The 24,586-nt window shown below is 39.3% G+C and carries 22 protein-coding genes and 1 riboswitch; of the genes, 2 read left to right on the top strand and 20 right to left on the bottom strand.

The features are described 5' to 3' along the window. Nucleotides 1-208 precede the first annotated feature (208 nt). The 19 genes from MHB65_RS02700 to speB all read right to left on the bottom strand — a co-directional run bounded on the left by MHB65_RS02700 (nt 209) and on the right by speB (nt 20,985). Nucleotides 209-1,345, bottom strand: a complete 1,137-nt coding sequence (locus MHB65_RS02700; protein ID WP_342442417.1) for an acyl-CoA dehydrogenase — start codon at nt 1,343-1,345, stop codon at nt 209-211. 59 nt (nt 1,346-1,404) lie between these two features. Continuing rightward, entirely contained in the window at nt 1,405-2,256 is an 852-nt protein-coding gene (locus tag MHB65_RS02695) for a 3-hydroxybutyryl-CoA dehydrogenase (RefSeq protein WP_342442416.1), read from the bottom strand. Beyond that, nucleotides 2,256-3,461: an acetyl-CoA C-acetyltransferase gene (locus MHB65_RS02690; RefSeq protein ID WP_342442415.1), complete on the bottom strand. Its 1,206-nt coding sequence runs from the start codon at nt 3,459-3,461 to the stop codon at nt 2,256-2,258. The genes MHB65_RS02695 and MHB65_RS02690 overlap by 1 nt, the downstream gene beginning before the upstream one ends. Nucleotides 3,462-3,657: 196 nt before the next feature. Beyond that, entirely contained in the window at nt 3,658-5,889 is a 2,232-nt protein-coding gene (locus tag MHB65_RS02685; protein WP_342442414.1) for a heterodisulfide reductase-related iron-sulfur binding cluster, read from the bottom strand. Nucleotides 5,890-6,263: 374 nt separating this feature from the next. Beyond that, entirely contained in the window at nt 6,264-6,827 is a 564-nt protein-coding gene (locus MHB65_RS02680) for a cob(I)yrinic acid a,c-diamide adenosyltransferase (protein ID WP_342442413.1), read from the bottom strand. A gap of 12 nt (nt 6,828-6,839) precedes the next feature. Next, nucleotides 6,840-8,300 carry an adenosylcobinamide amidohydrolase gene (locus tag MHB65_RS02675; RefSeq protein WP_342442412.1) on the bottom strand — a complete coding sequence of 487 codons (1,461 nt, stop codon included), beginning with the start codon at nt 8,298-8,300 and terminating at the stop codon, nt 6,840-6,842. Then, nucleotides 8,297-9,298: an iron ABC transporter permease gene (locus tag MHB65_RS02670; RefSeq protein ID WP_342442411.1), complete on the bottom strand. Its 1,002-nt coding sequence runs from the start codon at nt 9,296-9,298 to the stop codon at nt 8,297-8,299. The genes MHB65_RS02675 and MHB65_RS02670 overlap by 4 nt, the downstream gene beginning before the upstream one ends. Further along, on the bottom strand, nt 9,295-10,260 hold the full coding sequence (locus MHB65_RS02665; RefSeq protein WP_342442410.1) for an ABC transporter substrate-binding protein: 966 nt from the start codon (nt 10,258-10,260) through the stop codon (nt 9,295-9,297). Before MHB65_RS02665 ends, MHB65_RS02670 begins: the two co-directional genes overlap by 4 nt. 137 nt (nt 10,261-10,397) lie before the next feature. Further along, nucleotides 10,398-10,581: riboswitch (cobalamin riboswitch) on the bottom strand. A 57-nt stretch (nt 10,582-10,638) separates the two neighbouring features. Then, a complete protein-coding gene (locus tag MHB65_RS02660) occupies nt 10,639-12,306 on the bottom strand; it encodes an acyl-CoA dehydrogenase family protein (RefSeq protein ID WP_342442409.1) in 1,668 nt (555 codons plus the stop codon). Nucleotide 12,307: 1 nt separating this feature from the next. Beyond that, nucleotides 12,308-13,810, bottom strand: a complete 1,503-nt coding sequence (locus tag MHB65_RS02655) for a long-chain-fatty-acid--CoA ligase (protein ID WP_205446754.1) — start codon at nt 13,808-13,810, stop codon at nt 12,308-12,310. Further along, nucleotides 13,803-14,192 carry a MerR family DNA-binding transcriptional regulator gene (locus MHB65_RS02650; RefSeq protein WP_205446753.1) on the bottom strand — a complete coding sequence of 130 codons (390 nt, stop codon included), beginning with the start codon at nt 14,190-14,192 and terminating at the stop codon, nt 13,803-13,805. The genes MHB65_RS02655 and MHB65_RS02650 overlap by 8 nt, the downstream gene beginning before the upstream one ends. Beyond that, nucleotides 14,158-14,400, bottom strand: coding sequence for a hypothetical protein (locus MHB65_RS02645; protein WP_342442408.1), 243 nt, complete (start codon nt 14,398-14,400; stop codon nt 14,158-14,160). Before MHB65_RS02645 ends, MHB65_RS02650 begins: the two co-directional genes overlap by 35 nt. 45 nt (nt 14,401-14,445) lie before the next feature. Next, nucleotides 14,446-16,113 (bottom strand): arginine--tRNA ligase, encoded by a 1,668-nt coding sequence (gene argS / locus MHB65_RS02640; protein ID WP_342442407.1) that lies wholly within the window; start codon nt 16,111-16,113, stop codon nt 14,446-14,448. Continuing rightward, on the bottom strand, nt 16,113-16,544 hold the full coding sequence (locus tag MHB65_RS02635; RefSeq protein ID WP_205446750.1) for a DUF1934 domain-containing protein: 432 nt from the start codon (nt 16,542-16,544) through the stop codon (nt 16,113-16,115). The genes argS and MHB65_RS02635 overlap by 1 nt, the downstream gene beginning before the upstream one ends. 156 nt (nt 16,545-16,700) lie before the next feature. Beyond that, nucleotides 16,701-17,333 (bottom strand): membrane protein insertase YidC, encoded by a 633-nt coding sequence (gene yidC / locus MHB65_RS02630; RefSeq protein ID WP_342442406.1) that lies wholly within the window; start codon nt 17,331-17,333, stop codon nt 16,701-16,703. A 24-nt stretch (nt 17,334-17,357) separates the two neighbouring features. Then, nucleotides 17,358-17,633, bottom strand: a complete 276-nt coding sequence (locus MHB65_RS02625) for a hypothetical protein (protein WP_342442405.1) — start codon at nt 17,631-17,633, stop codon at nt 17,358-17,360. A 69-nt stretch (nt 17,634-17,702) separates the two neighbouring features. Beyond that, nucleotides 17,703-18,905: an MFS transporter gene (locus MHB65_RS02620; protein ID WP_342442404.1), complete on the bottom strand. Its 1,203-nt coding sequence runs from the start codon at nt 18,903-18,905 to the stop codon at nt 17,703-17,705. Further along, nucleotides 18,902-19,945, bottom strand: a complete 1,044-nt coding sequence (locus tag MHB65_RS02615) for an ArsR family transcriptional regulator (RefSeq protein WP_342442403.1) — start codon at nt 19,943-19,945, stop codon at nt 18,902-18,904. The genes MHB65_RS02620 and MHB65_RS02615 overlap by 4 nt, the downstream gene beginning before the upstream one ends. A 167-nt stretch (nt 19,946-20,112) precedes the next feature. Continuing rightward, a complete protein-coding gene (gene speB, locus MHB65_RS02610) occupies nt 20,113-20,985 on the bottom strand; it encodes an agmatinase (protein WP_342442402.1) in 873 nt (290 codons plus the stop codon). Between the two features lie 315 nt (nt 20,986-21,300). Between speB and MHB65_RS02605 the strand changes: the two genes are divergently transcribed. After that, nucleotides 21,301-23,355, top strand: a complete 2,055-nt coding sequence (locus MHB65_RS02605; protein ID WP_342442401.1) for a PBP1A family penicillin-binding protein — start codon at nt 21,301-21,303, stop codon at nt 23,353-23,355. 356 nt (nt 23,356-23,711) lie between these two features. Here MHB65_RS02605 and MHB65_RS02600 read toward each other — a convergent pair whose 3' ends face one another. After that, a complete protein-coding gene (locus tag MHB65_RS02600) occupies nt 23,712-24,230 on the bottom strand; it encodes a YwhD family protein (RefSeq protein ID WP_205446745.1) in 519 nt (172 codons plus the stop codon). A 166-nt stretch (nt 24,231-24,396) separates the two neighbouring features. Here MHB65_RS02600 and MHB65_RS02595 point away from each other — a divergent pair, with 166 nt between their 5' ends. Further along, on the top strand, nt 24,397-24,582 hold the full coding sequence (locus MHB65_RS02595) for a 2-hydroxymuconate tautomerase (RefSeq protein WP_004231516.1): 186 nt from the start codon (nt 24,397-24,399) through the stop codon (nt 24,580-24,582). The last annotated feature ends 4 nt before the right edge of the window (nt 24,583-24,586 follow it).

The raw sequence follows: 24,586 nt of genomic DNA, 5'->3' as shown, positions 1-24,586 counted from the left end.
AGACTCTGTTCTGTGTTACCTGATTGTTGTTAGAGCGGGTTTCCCTTATTTTAGAGCGGGTCTACACTCTCTAGGAGCGGATTTCTACCACTTTGGAGCGGTTTCTTCTCTTAATAGAGCGCCTCTCTCACTTTTTAGAGCGGATCAACACACTTTATGAGCGTGTCTTCCTCTCTGGAACGGTTTGTACCCTTCCTAACATCAGGCTTTATTTCAGTAAATGTTTACTAATGACTAATCTTTGAATTTCACTTGTACCTTCATAGATTTCTGTAACCTTTGCATCGCGGAAATAGCGCTCTACCGGATAATCTTCCGTATAGCCGTAGCCGCCGAATACTTGAACCGCTTCTATTGCCGTTTGTACCGCTGTTCGTGATGAGAAAAGTTTAGCCATTGAAGCTTCTGCTCCACATGGTAAACCTTTTGCACGTAAATCTGCTGCGCGATAGACTAATAGTTTCGCCGATTCAACAGCTGTTGCCATATCAGCAAGCTTAAAGCCAACACCTTGTTGTGCAGCAATTGGTTTGCCAAATTGTATACGTTCTTTAGCATAAGCAGTAGCCGCCTCTAGTGCTGCTTCAGCAATCCCTAAAGCCTGTGCCGCAATGCCAATTCGGCCAACATCTAAATTGGCCATCGCAATTTTAAAGCCTTCTCCCTCTTCCCCAAGTAGGTTGTCGGCTGGAATGCGACAATTATCGAATGTCAGCTGAACAGTACGTGAGCCATGTAAGCCCATCTTATGTTCATCTTTTCCGATGATTAAGCCAGGTGTCCCCTTTTCGACAATAAATGCCGAAATACCTTTTGTTTTTTCAGCAGGGTTAGTAGAAGCGAATACAATATATACATCAGCCTCTCCACCATTTGTAATAAATACTTTGGAGCCGTTAATAACATATTCATCGCCATCACGCACTGCCTTTGATTGTAGAGAGCCAGCGTCTGAGCCTGCACCTGGTTCCGTTAAACAAAATGCGCCTAAATATTCTCCTGCTGCAAGTTTTGGTACATAACGTTTCTTTTGTTCTTCATTCCCAAAGTAAATGATTGGATTTGTTCCAACCGAAGTATGCACCGATAAAATAACGCCCATTACAGCGCTTACTTTTGATAGTTCATTAATCGCAATTATATACGATGTAAAATCCATACCAGAGCCACCTAAGTCTTCTGGTGTAGTAATTCCCATTAAGCCAAGTTCACCCATTTGCTGTAGAAGCTCACGTGGGAATTCTCCCGCTTCCATTCGCTCTACCCATGGTTGAATTTTTTCCTGAGCAAATTGACGAACCATATCGCGCATCATAATTTGCTCATCTGTAAATTGCAAATGCATCTATAATGTCACCCCTCTAAGTTGTCCCCAAACATCTAAATAACCCCATCCCCATAGGATTATTCGTAAACGTAAAAGCCTCTTCCTGATTTCTTACCTAGCCAGCCTGCTGCAACGTATTTACGTAGCAGTGGGCAAGGACGATATTTACTATCTCCTAGACCCTCATGTAAAATTTCCATGATGTAAAGACATGTATCCAAACCAATGAAGTCTGCCAATGTTAATGGCCCCATTGGATGGTTCATACCAAGCTTCATTACATCATCAATTGCTTCCTTCGTAGCTACACCTTCATAGAGTGCGTAAATCGCTTCATTAATCATCGGTAGTAAGATTCGGTTTGAAATAAATCCTGGGAAGTCATTCACTTCTACTGGTGTTTTCGATAATTTGACCGTCATCTCTTCAACAGCTTTGTATACTTCATCTGTTGTTGCTAAGCCTCGAATGATTTCGACAAGTTTCATAACTGGTACAGGATTCATAAAGTGCATACCAATTACTTGCTCTGGACGATTTGTTACTGCTGCGATTTCTGTAATAGGCAGTGAAGATGTATTCGTAGCTAAAATAGCATGTGCTGGTGCAATGCCATCCAGTTGCTTAAAGATGGATTGCTTAATTTCCATATTTTCTACAGCTGCCTCAATGATAATATCTACATCACTAGCATCCTGTAAATCTAGTGACATACTAATTCGACCTAGAACAGCAGTCTTCTCATCTTCTGTTTTACGACCCTTTTCTACATCACGTGATAAATTTTTCGTAATAACCCCTAATCCACGCTCGAAAAATTCTTGCTTGATATCGTTCAATTTCACATCAAAGCCTGCTTGTGCACAAACCTGGGCAATACCAGAGCCCATTTGCCCTGCACCAATGACCATTACCTTTTGAATTCCCATTAGTTCAGTCCCCCTGTTTTTGGTACTTCAATCATAATTGCATCACCTTGACCGCCGCCTGAACAGATTGCAGCAATGCCGATACCACCGCCACGACGCTTCAATTCCTGTGCAAGTGTTAATATAATGCGTGCACCAGATGCCCCAATAGGATGACCTAAAGCAACTGCACCGCCATTAACATTCACTTTTTCTGCATCTAAATCTGCCAACTGCTTGCTGACTAAAGCGACTGCTGCAAAGGCTTCATTGATTTCTATTAAATCAATATCTGCTAATGATTTATTGGTCTTTTTCAGTAATTTATTAATAACAAGACCTGGTGTTTGTGGGAAGTTTTCTGGCTCAATCGCAAGTTCTTCATGACCAATGATTACTGCCAATGGTTCTCTACCTTCACGTTTTGCACGATCCTCACTCATGATGACAAGTGCACATGCTCCGTCGTTAACCCCAGGTGCGTTTCCTGCTGTAATCGTGCCATCCTTGTCAAAGGCTGGTTTTAGCTTCGCCAGTATTTCCAAAGACGTACCTGCTCTTGGTGCCTCATCTGTATCAACAACAAGTGGTTCACCTTTTCGTTGAGGAATCTCTACTGGTACGATTTCTTCTGCAAAGTAACCTTTTTCAATTGCGGCTAGCGCGCGTTCATGACTGCGAACTGACCAAGCATCCTGTTCTTCTCGACTTAGCGAGAATTCTTTAGCTGTTGCATTACCATAGCTGCCCATATGCGGTCTCGCTTTATCGAAAGCACATGTTAAACCATCATAAAGCATGCCATCTACCATTGTTGAATCTCCCATACGCAAACCATTTCGACCATTCAGAAGATAATATGGCGCATTGGACATAGATTCCATGCCACCAGCAATAACCACTTCTTCGTCCCCTAAACGAATCAATTGATTTGCTAATGTCACTGCACGCATCCCTGACGCACAAACTTTATTGATTGTTTCTGTTTTTACTGCTGTTGGTAAATTGGCCTTCAGCGCAGCCTGTCGAGAAGGAATTTGACCCTGTCCCCCTTGTAAAACAGAACCTAAAATTACCTCATCTACTTCCTCAGATGCAAGATTTGCTTTCTCTAATGCCCCTTTAATCGCAATCGCACCTAAATCACTTGCATGTAATGCTGATAATGAACCTCCAAATTTACCAAATGCAGTTCTTGCTCCTGCTAAAATTACAGCTCTATTCAAGTAAAACACCCCTTTTGTTTTACGTTCTCGATGAAGTTGTAAAGCATTATTGACTGAACGCTCGCTCGACTTCTATCGAGGAAAAATGGGAGTTTACTATCTCAACTCCCATTCCCATTTAATCTTATTCTACAAAACAATTTTTTATTGTGCAATTTATATTTTTCAGATAACTAAAATATTTCTGCAATAGCAATCATTTTTCTGCGTTCGCTTCCGGATTCTCGTCTTGGCGAGCCTTTTCTACGGATGCTACCACTTCTTCAAATGTTTCTTCTGTTTCCTCTGAAGAAGGTTGAATAGCCTTTACTTTTTCGCCGAACACTGAGCGCTCTAGTAATTCTGCAACATCAAATGTTCCAATAGAATCTTCAACCTCTTTTGCCTTTGTACCATCCTCTAACATTGTTAAACAGTAAGGACAGCCCGATGAAATAACCGATGCATTTGTTGCGAGAGCCTGCTCTGTACGTGCTACGTTAATACGGTTCCCTACGTGTTCTTCCATCCACATTAAGCCACCACCAGCACCACAGCACATCGCTGTTTCACGGTTACGTTCCATTTCAACAAGCTTCACACCAGGGATGCCTCGAAGAATTTCACGTGGAGCATCATAGACATCATTGTAACGGCCTAAGTAACAAGAATCATGGAAGACAATCGTTTCATGAACCTCATAGTTTAGCGCTAGACGATTTTCTTCAATCAACTGATTTAATAATTCAGTATGATGATACACTTCGCCTTTCCAGCCAAAGTCTTGATATTCATTTTTAAAGATATTGTAGGCATGAGGGTCGATTGTCACAATTTTCTTCACTTCGTTTTTCTCAAACTCATCAATATTCGCTGTAGCTAGCTCCTGGAATAAGAATTCATTCCCTAAACGGCGAGGTGTGTCCCCAGAGTTTTTCTCTTTATTACCTAAGATTGCAAACTTCACACCAGCTTCGTTTAATAAACGACAGAATGCTAAAGCGATTTTTTGAGAGCGGTTATCGAAAGCTCCCATCGAACCAACCCAGAATAAATATTCCATTTCCTCACCAGATTTTTTCAGCTCTTTTACAGTTGGAATTTGGATTGTTGGATCTAGATCGCGCCAATTTTCTTTTTCTTTACGGTTTAAGCCCCAAGGATTACCTTGTCGCTCGATATTTGTCATAGCACGTTGCGCATCTGGATTGACTTTTCCTTCAGTCATAGTTAGATAACGACGTAGGTCAATAATTTTATCAACATGCTCATTCATTACTGGGCATTGATCTTCACAGTTACGACAAGTTGTACAAGCCCAAATCTCTTCTTCTGTAATGACTTCGCCTATTAAAGATGGACTGTAGATATCTTCAATTACAGCACCTTCAGCACCAGCTGCCATTGCAAGCTGATTACCCTTTGTATTGGCAAAGAATTGATAAGGCACCCACGGTTTTTGTTTTGTTACAACTGCGCCCGTAAATGTTAAATGATCACGCAATTTCACGATTAAATCCATTGGCGACAGCATTTTTCCTGTTCCTGTTGCTGGACACATGTTTGTACAACGTCCACATTCTACACAAGAATATAGATCGAGCATTTGCTTTTGTGTGAAGTCCTGTATGCGTCCCACTCCAATAGAAGGCATATCCTCTTCACTTTCAGCATTTTCCCCTGCTTCTTCTAAGGCCTCGAAATCGATTGGTGTTAATGTACCCGCACGATCTAAACGATTCATGTAAACATTAAGTGGACTAACGATTAAATGGAAATGTTTAGATTGCGGTACGTAAACAAGGAATGTTAATAGAATTAAAAGGTGTGCCCACCACATTACATAAAATACGCCAGCAGCCACTGATGTAGGTAGGAAGCCAAAAATAGCAGCAATGCTTGAAGCAACTGGCTCCGTATAGGTTAATCCCTCACCATGCCAAATTAATCCCATACCATTAGCGATTAATGTAGATACCATTAACCCACCAATGAAAATTAATACAAGACCATTTTTCCATCCTCGTTTTAGACGCACTAGTTTTTCAACATAGCGGCGGTAAAATGCCCACACTACCGCAATTAAAATCATTAAAACTACAAGCTCCTGGAAGAATGTAAAGACACCATAGAAAATGCCTAGTGGCAGATGTGATTCTGGTGCTAGTCCTTTCCAGATTAAATCAATTGCCCCTAACTGCACCATCAAAAATCCATAGAAAAACATAACGTGAATTAAACCACTCTTTGGATCCTTTAATAGCTTATTTTGACCAAATACATTGACCATAATATAACGAAGTCGTTCTTTAACACTTTCATCAAACTCAACCTTTTTCCCCAATTGCACATACTTATAGCGTGTTTTCAACAGGTAGAAGAACAATCCTACTGCATAAAGCACAACCACGACTGTTAAGACAATGTTAGCAATTAATAATGGACTCATGGTTGGTCCCCCCTTTAGTTTGTCGTAATTTTCTCTCTTTGTGACGAATTTGCTAGTTCATACAGAAATGTACTTCACTTTATCATTATATTCCTATTCTAATAAATGAGTGAGCATTCAGTCAACATAAAACGGAAATATTTCTGATAATTTTATATTCTTACATTTTACAAGAAAAAAAGCCACCCTGAATTTTTCCAAGGTAGCATTTTTTTACTTTCCTTATCAATTATACCTTACCGAATGTTACATATTCAGTAGACGTTTGAACTTTTGCTGAAGAAAGCAAACAAACCTCTATCCCCTATAGAGGAAGGAGGCTTTAGTATCCGATGTTTTATTATGTGTACAAAAACATTTACTAAATCAAACTTTTATTTTTTAAAAACATTCCCGCTACGAATATACTCAACATCCGCTACATTTAATCGTGCATTTACAACACGTGCAGCTGCAAATAAATAATCTGATAATCGATTTAAATATTTTTGTACAACCTTTGGCACATCTTCAACCTCTTTCATTAGCGTCACCATTTCACGCTCTGCTCGACGTGCAACTGTGCGTGCAATGTGTAAAGTTGCAGCTGCTGGTGCACCTCCTGGTAAAATAAAACGTTGTAATGGTGGCGCTTCGTCTGATAAAGCATCTATACGAGTTTCGAGTACTTCAATCGGTTGCTCTGTTAACTTATATTGGCGTTCTTTCATCACATTGGCAAGGTCTCCACCAGCATCGAACAGCTCATGCTGAATTGTCTCTAGGTCTGTTAAAATATCCTTGAAAAGCGCTTGATCTAATTCACTTACGGCCTTCCCAATAAAGGAATTTAATTCATCAATTGCCCCATATGTTTCAACACGTAAACTATCTTTATCAACACGTCCTCCAATAAGACTTGTTTTCCCCGTATCGCCTGTTTTCGTGTAAAGCTTCATTTCTCTCATCTCCTAAAATTCATTTTTATAATTCCTAATCGCCTGAACTGTTGTTTCATAGACACCCTTTGCAATCACTTTACCAACGTCCGTAATGGGGCCACCATACAGCATTTCTTCTCCTTTTTGAGTCGCTGCAATTAACAAACTATCTGTAGCAGTACCTGTCGCAATAGTCCCACTCCGCTCATCACGAATATTTTCTGATTGCAACGCCTTGGTTTTTGCCTCAGTTGCTGTCATCAATGCCTGAAAAAATGCCTCTTCGGATAAACAACCATTAATAATAACCCATGTATTAATAGTACCAATATATGGCTCATCTTGTCTTTCGTGAACACGAGAGACATCAACTGCATTGCCTACGCCAGCTGTTACAGCTACGATTATACTGCCAAAAGGTGCTGAAAATTCATTAATTGCCACTAGCGCTGTTGGCACTGCTGTTAGCATCACAACAGTATTTGTAGGAGAAAAATTCTCCCTTTGCAAAAAATCACTAACTTCTCTTTTTACATCACTGATGACATAATCACCAGGAACTGAGCGATTTAATAAGCAATTATGCCAACCAATACCCGGGTTATGAACGGCAGAGGATACGGTCTTCAAAGGAAGCTCTGATGTAAGTTGAATATAGTGTTCCGTTATCGTAAAATGCTCTTTTTTAATGACAGCTCGCTGTTGGTAGTCAGTTGCTGCAGGCATCATTGTAATTTGCGGTTTTGGTATTTCAGGGTGTGCATATGTAGTCACCCGCGCTTGATAAACTTCTTCAATTTGGGAGGCAATTAATACTTCATGTGGTGCCCCAAGTGCTCTCACTTGCCCACTCTCCATAAGTAATAATTCATCGCAATAAAGCGAGGCTAGATTCATATCGTGTAGTACCATAACAACCGTTAAACCACATTCCATCGCTTCCTTCCGAACCATATCTAAAATTTGACGTTGGTGTGCAATGTCTAAATGATTAGTTGGTTCATCCAGTAATAGAATTTCTGCTGTTTGAGCTAAGGCCTGTGCTACAAACACTCTTTGTTGTTCACCGCCAGATAAAAATTCCATAGGCGTATGCTCATATCGCTTTACACCTGTTTGAAGCATGGCATGTTGAACAGCCTGCTCATCTTGTGCAGACCAACTTGAGAAAAAGCCTGTTTGATGCGGGTAGCGCCCTAGTGAAACTGCCTCTCTCACACTATTCGAGAAAGCATTTGCATGAAGCTGTGGTAATACAGCCATCTTTTGCGCCAAAGCACGAGCATTATAAGAAAGAATATTTTGTCCATCAATCGAAATAGTTCCAGCAGTAGCTGGTAAAATACCACTCATTACTTTTAATAGTGTGGATTTCCCGCTACCATTCGGCCCTAGAATGCCAAGAATTTTCCCTTTTCCAACGGTAAAACTAATATCCTTGACGATTGGTACATCTTCATAGCCACCTGATAGATGTTCAACAACAATCATGCCCGTACCCCCTTGCTTCTTCGCTGCTTATAAAAAATATAGGAGAAAACAGGTGCTCCAATAAATGCCGTAATAACACCAATTGGTAGCTCTCTTGGCACAATGATTGTTCGTGCTACTAAGTCGCAAATAATGAGTAATGTTGCACCATTGAAAAAAGATAATGGTAATAAGTGGCGATGATCAGAACCCCAAATCATCCTTGTCATATGCGGCACCACTAATCCTACAAAGCCAATTGTGCCAGAAACCGCTACAGCTGCTCCGGTTAGCATGGAGCCACCTGCTAGTATCAGATATTTACTACGCTTCACATTAACACCTAAATGTTTTGCTCGCTCTTCACCATACAACAAAACATTTAGCTCTCGTCTTTGCGTCCATAGCATAATTGAACCTACAATAACAAATGGAAAGATCATTTGGACATATGGCCAACCACGCATCGATACAGAACCAAGTAACCAGCCTATTACCTGACGTAATTCTTCACCAGATAAAGCAATCATTAATGAAATAAGGGAACCTAAAAATGAACTAAAAATAACACCTGTTAATATCAATGTTTCCATTTTCAATGAACGGTCTACGAGTCTAGCGAAGCTCATGACAACTACCATCGTGATGATAGCACCGATCATACTAAAGGTTGGTAGAGCATACAAACCGACGACAGGGATAGAAATACTAAAAAAGATTGTTATAACAGCACCAACAGAAGCCCCTGATGAAACCCCTAGTGTGTATGGGTCTGCTAATGGGTTTTTTAATAAACCTTGGAATGCTGCTCCAGCAATAGCTAGAGATGCCCCCACTAGTCCTGCTAACAACACGCGAGGCAAGCGAATTTTCCAAAAGATATTGGCGGCTGTTTCATCAGCCGCCTTATTCCACAATACTTCTAATGGAATATGAACTGAGCCTATCGCTACGCCACACCAGATGCTAATAAGAAGAAGCGTACATGTTAGTGCATAGGCTAGTGCTATTTTTTTCACTTAAATACCTCAGGATAGATCGCTTTTGCTAATTCTTCTAGACCTTCTGCTAAACGTGGTCCCTGACGACTCGTTGTACTTTCATCTACCTGTACAATCGCATTATTTTTTACGGCATTAATAGTATCAAAACCCGCACGTTTTGGTATTTTCGTTAAAATATCTGGTACATAATGATATGTCACCACAATGACATCTGGATTTTTCGCGATAATTTGTTCTGCATCAATTTTATACCAATTATCACCATCTACAGCTACATTCTCTGCATTGATCATTTCAAGCATTGCGTTCATAAATGTGCCATTGCCAGCTGTATAAATATCTGGCTCATCCGATGCTTCGACTAACACTTTTTTTGGTTCAACATCCTTGACTTTAGTCAAAACTTCTTCTACTTTGGCCTTCATATTAGCAACAATTTTTCCAGCCTCTGGTAATTTCCCTGTAGCACGACCAAGTTGCTCAATTGTCGTATATGTTTCATTAAAGTCTTGTGCATTTCTTACTACAAACACTTTCAAACCTGCTGATTCAAGCTGTGCAATAGCCTCTTCTGAAAGAGACATGCTAGATTCGTGTGAAAAAACGATATCTGGTTTTAAGGCAATAATTTTTTCAATATCGTATTCCATTCCGCCAACCTTATCCTTCTCAGCTGCCTCTGGTGGATAATCGTCGTTGTCAGTAACACCAACTATTTCATCATTTAAACCAAGTCCAAAAAGGATTTCAGTGTTACTTGGAATAAGTGAAACAATTTTCTCAGGAGGTGCTTCAAGAGTAATGTCCTTGCCAAGGGCATCTGTTATAGTCATTGGGAATGTTGCTTCATCCTGTGCTGTTTCTTGCTGTGTTTGCTGCTCAGTAGCTGGCTTGTTATCTTTTGCTTCCTGTCCACAAGCAGCTAGCAAGCCTACTGCTAAAAATGCTGATAATCCTATTTTCCAAAATTTCTTCATGTGAATCCTCCTTCGTTGATCCGTGCGACATTTCACTTTATTCTGCATCAAAATAAAACCCCTCATCTTTGAATGATGAGGGGGCAAAATCGCACCAAAAAAACTGATACAAAATCCACCACCCTATCCTCGTAGGTTGTCATGTCTGTTATAAAGGCAGGTCTCCTGGCTTGTGCTCCTTGCGATTTTTCAAGCCTTCCCGAAATCTTCAGTGGCATCATTTGAAAAAACTCACACTTACAGTGGCGGGACCGCATCGGATTTACACCGATTTCCCTTTTCACTTTACTTAAGTAAAGAACCTTTACAATATTCAGTTGATTTCATTATACATGAAAATGAAAGAAGTCGCCTCCATTCAAGACGACTCCCAAGCTATTATACAATTTCAGAAAAATATTGGACTGTTTTCATTTGAGCACCCATTTCTCTTAATGACCACGTCTGCTCTAAATAAACGTCCGCTAGTTTTTCATATTTCCCACCAAATTTATGCGCCCATTCTACTGCTACAACACTTTCATAAAGATGAGCCATTTTTTTCGCCATATCTTTTGCTTCAAAAGTTTTCGTTGCCGCGTCTAAAGCGCTAAAGATTTGTAATTTCACAGCCATATTCGCTAATTGTTCTTTAACGATTTGTACTAACGAGCTGTTAGCTAATTTTTCTAAGCGTTCCTCCATCTCCTGTACAAACAGTTCATGTGCATGAAACTTATCTACTAACCGAATGAGTTCTAAGGCCAAAATATTAGCCGTCCCCTCCCACACCGTCAACACTTGTGCGTCTCTTAATAAGCGGGGCGTTACAAAGTCTTCGATATAGCCATTACCTCCGTGTAATTCAATTGCCTCACTAGCATAATGAACGGCTTGCTCTGCTGTTTCCTTTTTCATAATGGCAATATATAAACGATTCATAATAAGGTCTTGCTGTGTTCCCTGTCCACTCGTCACTTTATCGTATAATTGAATAAGATCAAAAACTGTCGCTACTTCCACATGCAACTTAGCCGCAAATTTACCTAAAGTATCCTGAACCATAGGGTATTGTGTTAAAGGCTTGCCAAATGCATAACGATTGGTTACGTAATGTTTTGCCTCTAAAAAGCCACGACGCATAATGCCAATTGAAGCTACTGCATTACAAATTCTTGAGAGATTTAGTGCTTCTAGCATGTAATAAATCCCTTTATTTTGCTCCCCTACAACATAGGCAAGTGCACCATCAAATTCTACCTCACCTGAAGGAACTGCTCGAACGCCTAACTTATCTTTCAGTCGGCGAATACGAAGATGATTGGCTGTTCCATCTTCTTTGTGCCAAGGAACTGCAAACAACGTTAAGCCTTTGGAACCTGCTGGCGCATCTTCTAGTCGTGCCAACACCATCGCTACTCCACACATGCCCGCATTGGATGCGAAGTATTTTTCACCATATAGGCGATACGCAGCGCCATCCTTTCTCGCCTCCACAACATTCGCGCCAACGTCTGAGCCTCCTTGACGTTCTGTTAAAAATGTCGCACCTTCATATAACTCTGTGTCGCCTGTTGCACAAACATGAGGTAAGAAACGCTGCTTCACCTCTTCATCCGCATAATGATCTAATAGGTAGGCAGTAGCCATCGTCAATGTCACGGGACAATAAAAACCAGGCTCTGCATGAGACAATAAGTAACCTTGCGCAAAGCTATAAACATAATTCCCCTTGTGACCTAGCTGTGGAATATCCTTGTGCACATAGCCGACAATACCCGTACTATATGTCTCTTCAATCGTTTTCTTATAACCATCATTGACCCAAACCTCTGATATCTCTTCCCCATAGGCATCATACCTTTGAAGGCGAGGCTCCCCCTGCCGATCTGTATGCTTTGCCCTCACATCAATATCACCTGCACATAGCTCTCCAAAATCTGTTAACTCTCGATGGGCATAGGACAAAAACTCTTTATCTAACATCATTTCTAATATTTTTTGAAGCGTTTCATCCTCTGTAAAAAAGTTCGTAGTACGCATTTCTTCTTGTTGTAATACTTTCATGCTATCTCACCTCTTGCCCCTTCAAAGATTGTTTTAATATTTTACCTGATGCATTGCGTGGTAGCGCTTCCACTTTTTCGAAAATACGTGGTATTTTAAACTTTGCCAGATGTTCCTCTAAATAAGCTTTCAGCGCTTCCTCATCAATGTCTTGTTTAGCGGAATATACTGCCTTTACAGTTTCCCCCCATTGTGGATGGGGTACACCAATCACAGCAACCTCGAATATCCCTTCAAAGCCTAATAAGCAATCTTCAATTTCTTTCGGATAAATGTTGACACCACCCGAAATAATGACATCCTTTTTACGATCAACAATCCAAATAAAACCATCTTCATCCCTACGAGCTAAATCTCCTGTTTTTAACCAACCGTCAATGAAGGCGGCATTCGTTGCTACTTCATCCTTATAGTAGCCAAGCATATTGCCCTCACCTAACAAAACAATTTCCCCTACTTCGCCTACATTTACATCTTCTCCGTTGTCATTCACAATACGCAACTCTGTACCAAGCGGCGCCCGCTGCCCTATACTTCCAGCCTTTGTTTCATGCTCCTTGCCAAATAATAATGAACCACTTGGTCCAGCCTCTGTTAATCCATATACACAAGTTAAATTATTTGTTCGGAATGCCTGCTGAATGAAATGAACTTCATTTTGGGATAATGGTGCCCCACCATACACCCACCATTTCATTGAAGACAAATCAGCCGATTGTAATCTTGGCATCTGTGCCGTTAATAAATAAGCAACAGGTGCACCAAAGAAATGTGTGGTTTTCTCCTGTTCAATGGCATCAATGAATAAATCAGGTGTAAAAGTTGGTGTTAACACATTTGTTGAGCCTACCAATACGCCTGCCATTAAAAATAAATGCAATGGCGCCGAGTGTGTTAATGGCATCATGAGCAAAATACGGCTCTCAGGCTTTACCTCCATTTCAACAGCAATCATTTGTGCCACTGTTAAAATATTACGATAGCTAAATAACACACCCTTTGGTTTCCCTGTTGTACCAGATGTATACAAAATCGTGGAAGGGTCATCTTCATGCAGCTGGCAATCAATCAGTTGTGTGCTAGCATTTTGAAGCATTGTTTCATATTGAAGCCAACCCACTTTTTCTTGACCTGTTTTAATTTTTACCGGAATCACAGCTAGCTGTTCAACTGCAGCAAAAATAGCCTCATGAACGACAATTGCCTTCGCTTCTGCATGCTGCGCCACGTACTCTACTTCCTGCAATGTAAATTTCGCATTGACTGGCACAACAATCGCTCCGATACGCTGAATAGCAAAGTAACTGACAACAAACTCTAAAACGTTTGGCATGAAGATGATTACCTTATCACCCTGCCTTACTCCCTGCTCTAGCAAAGCATGACTGAAACGTGTCACCTGCTCATCTAAATCTTGATAGGTAACGCTTCTGCCATGACAAATAACGGCTTCATTTTTCGGATACTTACGGGCATTACGTGCTAATAAATTGGAACTATTCATCGTGCATCTCTCCCTTTAAAGTCGCTAATTTTTCACTAAACATGCCATGCATTTGTTGTAATTCATGTTTCATCTGCGTCAGCTCAGCTATTTTACTCTCAATCTCTTGAATTTTTTGTTCTCCGTATTCAACCGTTCGTTCTAATTGCTGAATTCCCGAGCGATCAAAATCAAATAGTAAAACCATCTCTTTGATTTCCTCCAGAGAAAATCCATAACGCTTGCCTCTGAAAATAAGCTTGAGCTTCGCCAATTCTTTTTTGGAAAAGGTTCGTTGATTGGTAGATGAGCGATGAGGACAAAGAAGCCCAAGTTCCTCATAATAACGAATTGTCCGTGTAGATACATTAAACTCCTTTGCTACCTCCTGAATCGTCTTCAAAGCCATCTCCCCCTTTCCTAATTGGCAACAGTATACCATTGACGTTAACGTAAACTTCAACAAAATTTTCGAAATTAACAGAAAAATAAAGTTTGAAACAGCTAATATTCCACGGTCTATCCGTTTCTCGAGTCTTTCTATCCGTCACTTTTACGGTTATATCCGCCACTTGTAGAACTTTATCGTTCACTTTCAGCCTTCTATCCATTAAAAAAGCCCCTAACACATTTCATGTTAGGCGCTTAAAAAGGTATTACATTTTTTCCGGTGCAGATACACCAATTAAACGTAGTGCATTCGCAATTGTTGTGCGGACAGCCGTAATTAACGCTAAACGAGCCTCTGTTAACTCTTTGTTTGAAGCATCTAAAACTTTTTCTGCATTATAGAAACTATGGAATGCAGCTGCTGTTTCTTGAATATAGTTTGCGATACGGTGTGGTGTACGGTGTTTCGCTGCTTCCGCTACCACTCTCGGGAAATCGCCAATCTTTTTCAATAAATCAATTTCTTTTTCTGCTGTTAACAGATTGAGATGTTCTGTTGTAGCAGCAAAGCCTTGTTCATTTGCTGAACGTAAAATAGACGAAATACGTGCATGCGCATATTGTGCATAGTACACAGGGTTTTCATTCGATTGTGAGACAGCAAGGTCAAGATCAAAGTCCATATGAGAATCGCCCGCTGTTTTGACAAAGAAGTAACGAACTGCATCAAGGCCAACCTCTTCTACAAGCTCACGCATTGTTACTGCGTTCCCTGTACGTTTAGACATTTTGAATTTTTCACCGTTTTTATAAAGCTGAACCATTTGAATAACTTCCACTTCTAACGTATCGCGATCATAGCCAAGTGCTTGAATCGCTGCTTTCATACGTGGAATATAACCGTGATGGTCAGCACCCCAAATATTGATTAATTTATCGAAGCCACGGACAATTTTGTCTTCGTGGTAAGCAATATCTGGCGTTAAATATGTGAATGACCCATCATTTTTAATTAACACACGATCTTTATCATCACCAAATGTTGTAGAGCGGAACCAAGTGGCACCATCCTCTTCAAACACATGACCATTGGCTTTTAATTTATCTAATGCTACTTCGATTTTACCGTTTTCATATAGAGATGTTTCAGAATACCAGACATCAAAATTCACACGGAAGTTTGCTAGGTCTGTTTTTAATTTATCCAATTCTAAAGCTAAACCTTGCTGACGGAAGAAGGCAAAACGATCTTCATCTGATTTTGCTAGAATAGCTTCACCATGCTCGTCTGCTAATTTACCTGCAATATCAATGATATCTTGCCCATGATAGCCATCTTCTGGCACCTCAGCTTCCATTCCTAATGCTTGTTTATAGCGAGCTTCTAATGAGTAAGCTAAGTTATTAATTTGATTACCTGCATCATTAATATAATATTCACGAGAGACACTGTAACCAGCCATATCTAACACATTACATAAGGAATCTCCAACAGAAGCTCCACGAGCATGACCTAAATGAAGGTCTCCAGTAGGGTTTGCTGAAACGAACTCCACTTGAATCTTTTCTCCTGCACCAGCATTTGAACGACCGTAGTCAGTACCTTGCTCAAGAGCTTGCGTAATTACCCCAGTTAGGAAATCTTTACGTACTGTGATATTCATGAAGCCAGGACCAGCAATGTCGATTTTTTCAATATCTGTACCTGCTGTCTCCAGGTTTTCTAAAATAGCTTCCGCAATAGCACGAGGTGGCTTTTTAGCTAACTTCGTTAATTGCATCGCAATGTTTGTTGCATAGTCACCATTTGCTTTATCCTTTGGTGTTTCCAGGTGAATCGATAATTCTGTGCCAGCCTCAACTAAGCCTGCTTTTTCAACAGCCTGCACTATCGCTGCTTTAATAGCCTGTTGTACTTGTTCTACTGCGTTCATTATTGTACCTCCGTAAATGTAATATCTAATGTATAGTTGCCAACGGATTGCCCACCCATTAGTAAATCGTACTGTACATGGAAATCTCCGCTTATTGCCTGTTTTGTAAACGTCATTTTTTTTGTGTCAATAACGAGTGGCATGGAACCCAACTCACTTTCATAATGCCCTTTTTGTTGTTCAATTATGTTCAGTGGTAGTCGCATACTAACCGCTCCCGCACGCATAATCAATGCCTTTTCATGACCTAACTTCATCGTTGTGCGGATGATTTTATCCTCCTGCACCTCATCATATTTTAAATACAGGCTTCCTGCTTTTTCAAGTAGCTGCCCTTTGAGCCACATTTCATAACTTTCGGACTCTCCATCACTTGGACGAATGGTAGAAATGAGCTTAATGTTCACTTGCGATCTTACTTCGTTCGCCATAACGGATGCCCCTTTTTAGTCTTTTACTATAACCTTTTTATTATAGGATGAATACTTATGTTTTTTCAAGATAGAAGTGATGTAAAGGTCCACAACAAGTTTATGAGAGTAAATAAAAACCCTCTCCTTCCAATAACTGAAAGAGAGGATTTCATTTTATCTATACCATTTTTTTATGATCAATTGTTGAACTATTAACAATAAAGCACTAACTGTCCAATAGATTGGGATAATCGCTGGATTGAACAGACTAAAAATGAGGATCATGATTGGATTAATAAATACCATTATCTTTATATTTAACGGTTGGCTTTTCTCTAAGGCGATATAACTTTGAATTAAATAAATCAAACAAGCAATCATCGAAATCCCAATATCAATCGTACCTAAATTCATCCAAAGGAAATTTTCACTGGCAATCACTGAATCTAACTTAATCGCGTAATACAGTGAAAATAATATAGGTAATTGAATGATGATTGGTAAACAACCTACTAAAGAACTTTTCAATGAATCTGAAGTTAGCTCTTGGATTTTATGTTGTACCACTCTTTTTTCAGATTCGCTTTGACTATTCTTATATTTGTCCGTAAGCGCATCTAATTCAGGCTTAATGGTAGTCATTAATTCTTTTGAGTGCTTTTGATGTTTTGCCGATTGAATAAATAACGGCATAAGAATTAATCTGACTACAATCGTAATGCCAATGACACTAAGTGCATAGCTGCCTGTAAAAGAATGAATAAAATGAATGACGTTAATAATAGGTTGTGCTAGAAATGTTAACAATGATATTCCTCCTAGTTTAAAAGTTTAAATCAAACTAGGAGATACACTTTCTTCCTCATTATCTTCGGACATTCTAATACACAGTACAAACCACGTTAGCATAGGTGGAGTCCAAGTATTCGTGATATTATAGTCCACTTCAAGCTCTTCGTCCTTCACTTGTTGAACGGTTATTTTATTGACGAGATACAGATGCAAATGAACACTTAGGACAGTTAAAATCAAAGAAGCTAATAGCCAAAAGTATTCCATTGTACTAACAAAGATGAATAAATCATTGATGAGAAGTGACCAAATCATAATACCCCTCCTTCCCTCTCTATATACAAAAATTATATTCGTATGTTGAATAATGAGTCAAATGAATCCTCATATACTATTTGTTCTATTTCGTAGCAACTGCACAAGGAAATAAAACAAGCCAGGTAAAACGATAATTAAACCCACTATTATATAAATTTGGCCAATACTCAAATCTAAAAATGACGCAGAGGCAAAGGCAATTCCTAATGGCATAGCGACCCGTAGAAAGAGTAAACGAACAGCACTGAGTTGCGCCATGCGATCTTTAGGTGCGATTTTCTGAAAGATGGCTGCACTACGAGCATTAAAAAGTGGAAACATTATTCCACCAAACAACTCACATAACCAAGCGATTGGTATGGATTCCACAAAGTACAGACAGACAAATGAAAGCCCCCCACCGATTAATCCGAGATACATGGTTTGATCGGTTTTCGGTATCTTTGCCAGTAAGAGTATGCCAATAAAATAGCCAATTGGAAAAGATCCAGCAAATATCGCATATTCCCATGATTGCCCATTAAGAGATTCACGAATGAAAGGAACGCTTAATACAGTTGTTGCGCCCACAGCAAACTGCACAGTTGTGGAGAGAAGCGTCAGCCTCAATAGATGTGGATAGTTAAAAAAGCTGTGATATCCTTCTTTCATTTCTTTCCACCAAAACTTCTTAGACCATACTGGCACTCTGTCTATACTTACTTGAGAAATCCCGGTGAGAGACAGATAACTGACTAGAAACATACAACAAGAAAATACATAAATAAATGGTATTGGACTTACTAATAAAAGGAATGAAGTCAATCCCGGAGCAAGAAAACTCATAAGTCGAATGGTACCATCCAATAAACCATTTGCTTCTGTTAATTCTTTTTCTTCGCAAATCTCAGGTAAAAGCGAAAAGGAAAGACTAGCATAAATAGGCTGCAGTAACCCCAATATGCATTGTAAGATGATTAACCCGAAGATAATTCCTTCATTTTTGTATAGAACGAAACCAATTACAGGAAATAGATACGCAAGCGAGCGAATAAGTTGGATATTTTGAATCGCTTTTCCTTTAGAAACATGATTTAAAAATGGTGCTGCTACACCTTGTAATACTAATGAGGGAATAAAATAAACTAACCAAAATACACCTAACCATTCCTTTGATCCTGTTAATTCGAACAGCAAAAGACCGTTAATAATGCCACCTGCTGCACTACCCAATTCTGATACAATTTCACCTATCCAGAGTGCTCTAAAAGATTTGGAATACCTCTTCATTTTTGATTCTCAAGATACTGTGTAAGTTTTTCTGTTAAATAGTTAAGTTCCGTTGGATTTGCCGAATAAATTCCTTTATCAACTTTAATAAATCTAGCAGCCTTTAAAATAGACAGTTGATGATGTAGCGTAGTCTTAGAAAGATTAAATCGTAAACTTAAGTCTTGTAATGCGGAAGGTCCTTTTAATAATTGATAGAGTAATTTTAAGCGAAGCTCATCTCCCAATGCTTTATACCCTCTAACCAACTCCACAGAAGGAACACCTGGTTCTAGTAAATGTTCTTCATTTAACGGATAAAAGAACAGTTTAGTATGACAGGTCCTTTTTTCTAAAACCCATGGACGATAGGATACATGTGGAATAAGTTTAACTGTCCAAACAGATGGTTCGAGTTGATACTTTACGCCACCAGTGATCTGTTCAATTTTTTCGATAGGGTCTGTCATGTTGATTGAACGAAATCTTTTTTGTTCAAAATCAAGTGCTTGCATCCACTTATCCCATTTCTCGTTTTTACGTACCCAGTTATGCCACTCGAACATGGCTGTTGTAAAAATATCACACAAGTCTTTATGTGAATACTTCGCAAGATTACGTATATATCCTCCTAGGTATTCATGGTCATCAAAATACTTCGCATATTTCTCTATCTGTCGAGGATTATTATACTGAGCAGAAGTTTCTTTTCTTATAGCCTCCGTTTCCCGATTTTTGTATGGCAAAAGTATTTCATAGAAACAATCTGCAGCTATGTTTTGAAGTTGATTCGAAAAATCTTGAATTGATAGCGATGATAATTTGTCCTGTAGCAGAATTAAAGCAAACCAAAAATTAGTTTTTTCAATCAATGCTAAAGATTTCACTAGCTGTTCAGGCATTGATTTATGTGCAATGGTCCACTCTTCATCAAATTCAAATGTGTGGCGAAGACGTGTATGTGTATATCCCGAGATACCAAGAATTACTTCCCAAACAAGTGAAGATTCTATTGTTAATTTAATTTGTTCCGTAGGCTGTGGTGAATATAGATATTTCAACAAAACTCCTCCTTCATACTTACATATAATAAAATTCTAAATTATACGAATATTTAATTCAATATTTTTCGAATATAAAGTTTTATTAATTCAAAATTAATTAAAATACAAAATGGGGCTAGCTCATAGCTAACCCCACTCAAGTAACTTTATTTACAAAGGCCTACTTATTTTACCCAGCCTAAGATCATTTCTCGTAATAATTTTGAAGCTGTGTTTGCTGTCATTTCTGAAGAATCATAGATTGGTGCTACTTCAACAAGGTCAAAACCTACAACATTTACACCACTTGCTGCAATAGCGTGGATGGAAGCGAGCAATTCTTTCGATGTAATGCCACCACAGTCTACTGTACCAGTGCCTGGTGCGTGTGCTGGATCTAGAACGTCAATATCAATTGTTACATACACATTGCGTCCAGCTAATGTTGGGAGAACCTCTTTTAACGGTTCAAGCACTTCAAATTTTGAAATGTGCATACCGTTTTCCTTTGCCCAATCAAACTCTTCTTTCATGCCTGAACGGATACCAAATGAATAGACATTTTTCGGCCCAATATGTTCTGCAATTTTACGAATAGGTGTAGAGTGCGAAAGTGGCTCTCCCTCATATTCCACACGTAAATCTGTATGTGCATCAAAGTGAATAATTGCAAGATCATCATATTTAGCTGATACAGCCTTCATCACAGGCCACGATACTAAATGCTCTCCACCCATGCCGACAGGAACCTTGTCATCCGCTAATAATTTTTCAATAAATTTCTCAATTTCATCTAATGAACGCTGTGCATTACCGAATGGTAGTGGAATATCGCCTGCGTCAAAGTACTTTACTTCATCAAGCTCACGATCTAGGTATGGGCTGTACTCCTCAAGACCAATGGATACCTCACGGATACGTTGTGGACCAAAACGTGATCCTGGACGATAACTTACTGTCCAATCCATTGGCATGCCATAAATCACTGCCTGTGCATCGTCATATGTAGGATGACTTTTTATAAAAACATTTCCTGAATAAGCTTCATCAAATCTCATTGCTAGCCCTCCATATTATTAAAATATTGTGTTGATCATCATTTTTCCGACTTCTTCTATTATGGCTTACAGGATTGTAATGAAACCTGTATCCTTTTATCCTCGTATACATTATTGGAACGTCTAGCAAATTTCGATTAAAATCTACAAGGTGCGATTTTTTTGTCGAATGCCAGCATTTCAAGTAGTACAAAAAAAGTATAGATGTTTTTGAATAAAGTGCAATAGTTTTTAGTTAGAATTTCGATTAAAGATGAATGTTCGAACACATACTAAAGCTAAGTTCGAAGCTGTGAGAAAACGAGGTGAAGTCGGATGAAACGAAAAAGCTATCATCGAAAGCAACAGCGTGTAAAGCGCACACGCAAAAGTCTTACGCTATTTGTCGCCTTTACATCTGCAATTGTTGTAGCATTTGTCGCACTCCGCATCTATGTTCAAGTGGCTGGTGCACCGCCTTTAACCGTACCAAAGGCTTCCATTTTCTTAGATGAAAATGAGCACCAAATTGGAGATCACTTTACAAATCAACGAAGATATTGGGTGGGTCTCGATGAGATGTCACCTTATTTAAAGGAAGCTGTAGTTGCTGTTGAAGATAAGGATTTTTATGAACATGGCGGTTTCGATTATTCACGTATTGCTGGTGCCATTTTAGTGGATATAAAGGCTGGTGGAAAGGTTCAAGGAGCTAGTACCATTACACAACAATATGCTCGTAACCTTTATCTTTCCCATGAAAAGTCTTGGACACGTAAATTGAACGAAGCCCTGTATGCTTATAGATTAGAAGTTTTTTATGATAAGGACGAAATACTAGAGGGCTATTTAAATACAGTATATTACGGTCACGGTATGTATGGAGTAGAAGCTGCCAGCCGTTTTTATTTCGGGAAATCTGCTAGTGATTTAACGCTTGCAGAAGCAGCAATGCTAACAGGTGTACCAAAAGGTCCAAGCATTTATTCACCAATTGCCAATTTAGATAAGGCTACCAATCGTCAACACGTTATTTTAAAACTTATGGCAGACCAAGGCGCCATTACACAAGAAGAAAAAGCGCGTGCTGAAAATGAACAGCTTGTCTTAAAAAATGATAGCTGGGTTGCAACCAAATCTGTTGCCCCTTATTTCCTAGATGTGGCTTGGCAAGAAGCAAGTGAAATTTTAAAATCAAAAAATCTCGATATTAGTGAAGGCGGCTGGACGATTCAAACAACGCTTAATCTAGAGCATCAAAAAGCGGCTGAAGAAGCGGTAGCCAAAAATATGCCTGCTAATGATCTGCAATCTGCGTTCGTGAGTATGGAATCGAAAACAGGAGCTGTCACTGCATTAGTCGGTGGTCGTGACTATTCAGTAAGCTCATTTAACCGGGTTACACAAGCCAAACGTCAACCAGGTTCTACTATTAAGCCGATTTTATATGCAGCGGCGCTTGAAAATGGTTATACACCACTAACTTTTTTAGATGTTGGTGAAACAACTTTTACTTATGATAATGGGCGTGGCACTTATGCACCTAAAAACGTCAATGGTCAATTCGCAGATCATGATATGACGATGGCACAAGCCATTGCTATCTCGGATAATATTTACGCAGTAAAAACCTTAGAGGACATTGGTTTCAAAGAGTTTCATGATATGGCAAACCGTTTTAATGTAGGGATTGGTGCGAAGGATAATTTATCAATTGCACTTGGTACGATTGAAACAACATTGTATGAAATGACGAATGCATATAATGTTTTGGCATCACAAGGACAGCAAACAACACCAACAACCATTGTATCCATTAAAAATGCACATGGGGATGTTATTTATGAAAACAAAGTTGTTGCAAGTAAAGCGGAAACAGCCATTTCCAAAGAAAATGCATACATCTTAACAGAAATGATGACAGGTATTTTTGATCCGGTATTCAGTGACTATTCACCTGCTACAGGAATTAGTATTCGTTCACGTATGACACACACATATGCTGCTAAATCAGGCTCTACCAATAGTGATCAATGGTTAATCGGTTTTACACCAAGACTTACTGCTGGTGTATGGAATGGCTATGATCAGGGTAAAAACCTTACGACGAAGGAAGATACTGCTGCAACAAAGCAAATCTGGATTGACTTTATGGAAGCTGTTAATAAAGGTACAAAAAATGAAGATTTCAAAAAGCCAAAAGGTGTTGAAGGTGTTGTCATTGATATCGAAACAGGTAAATTAGCGACTGACGCATGTCCTAAACAACGTCTTGTATATATGGAATCTAAGGATGTACCGACTGAGAAATGTACAAATTTCGACATTCTTGACAGTAATACATGGGGAGAATTTTGGAATATGCTACCATTCTCTATATTTAAGGACTAAAAAACAAACAATAATCCGGAAACCTTTTTAAACCTAATACGTTGTAAGTTATGAAGGCTCTCGACAAAGTAACTGATATACGAAAAAATAAGAAAAGCTTTCTCTTCCCCGGAGACGTGTCCGTGGGAACAGAAAGCTTTTCTTTTTTATGGTCCGCGAAGTATGAGCATCATGGGGCATTTGGCTTGGGTTTGGGTTGTTCAAATGCCGCATAGCGCTCATCGCATTCGCGAGACCAAGTGTCCTAGCTTACTAAAATGTAAGCTCTGCATCAAGTGTACTTTGTTTCAAACCCACTTTCAACCTAATATCGAAAGCGATTGCAAAATGTCACAGATTGTTCAATCATTATGAGTCTATTCGACAAATAAGTCTTGACGCAATTGCTCCCCACTACGTCCCCACAAGTCTGGATTAAGTTGCTCAAGGAAAGTAGCTAACACTTTTTTAGACGGTGCATCCATATGCTCCACAATAATATGACGCTTCATGGATTTATCCATTTTATTCACATGGTCAGCTAGAATTTTATAGCCTCGTCTTTTTTCACGGTTAACAACCATTTCACAAGCTGTTACACCCGCATAATAAGGCCCATCTTCTTTATGATCTATCGTCACCCATACGAGCCAATATGGTTTTCCACCCTCTGAATCAGCACGGTCCATTGTAAATTTAATACCACGCTCTACGTCACTCCGTGCATGCATGGCACCAATTTCAACAGAAGCCGTTCCCTCTTCTACATCAACAATAACCGGCGATACATTCTCTAATGAAAGTGAACCGATACCAAACCCTTTATGTCCATCTGTTGGATCATTTTTTATAATCGTAAAACCCATTTTTTGTTTTGGTTTTTCTTCATTTGCCATACTTAAATATCCTCCATTCTGCTATTATAAAGGAAAGCATATCAACGCATATTTTGTCGAAACAATCACTATTTTCGCCATCGCGCATATGCCTCAACGCAAGTAAGAAGTTTATACTTTCTTATAAACTAACTATACAACATTATTCTATAAAGGAGGCAATATTATGCCATACGTAACAGTGAAAATGCTTGAAGGTCGTACAGAGGAACAAAAACGTGCTCTTGTAAAGGAAGTAACAGAGGCCGTATCTCGCACAGTGAATGCACCTGCAGAAAATGTAACAGTTTTTATCGAAGAAATGTCTAAAAACCATTACGGCGTTGCAGGCGTTCGTTTTAGCGACAAATAATAGT

This window comes from Lysinibacillus sp. FSL K6-0075, assembly GCF_038592945.1.
Classification (GTDB): Bacteria; Bacillota; Bacilli; order Bacillales_A; family Planococcaceae; genus Lysinibacillus; species Lysinibacillus fusiformis_F.
This window is presented reverse-complemented; position numbering and strand designations above follow the sequence as displayed.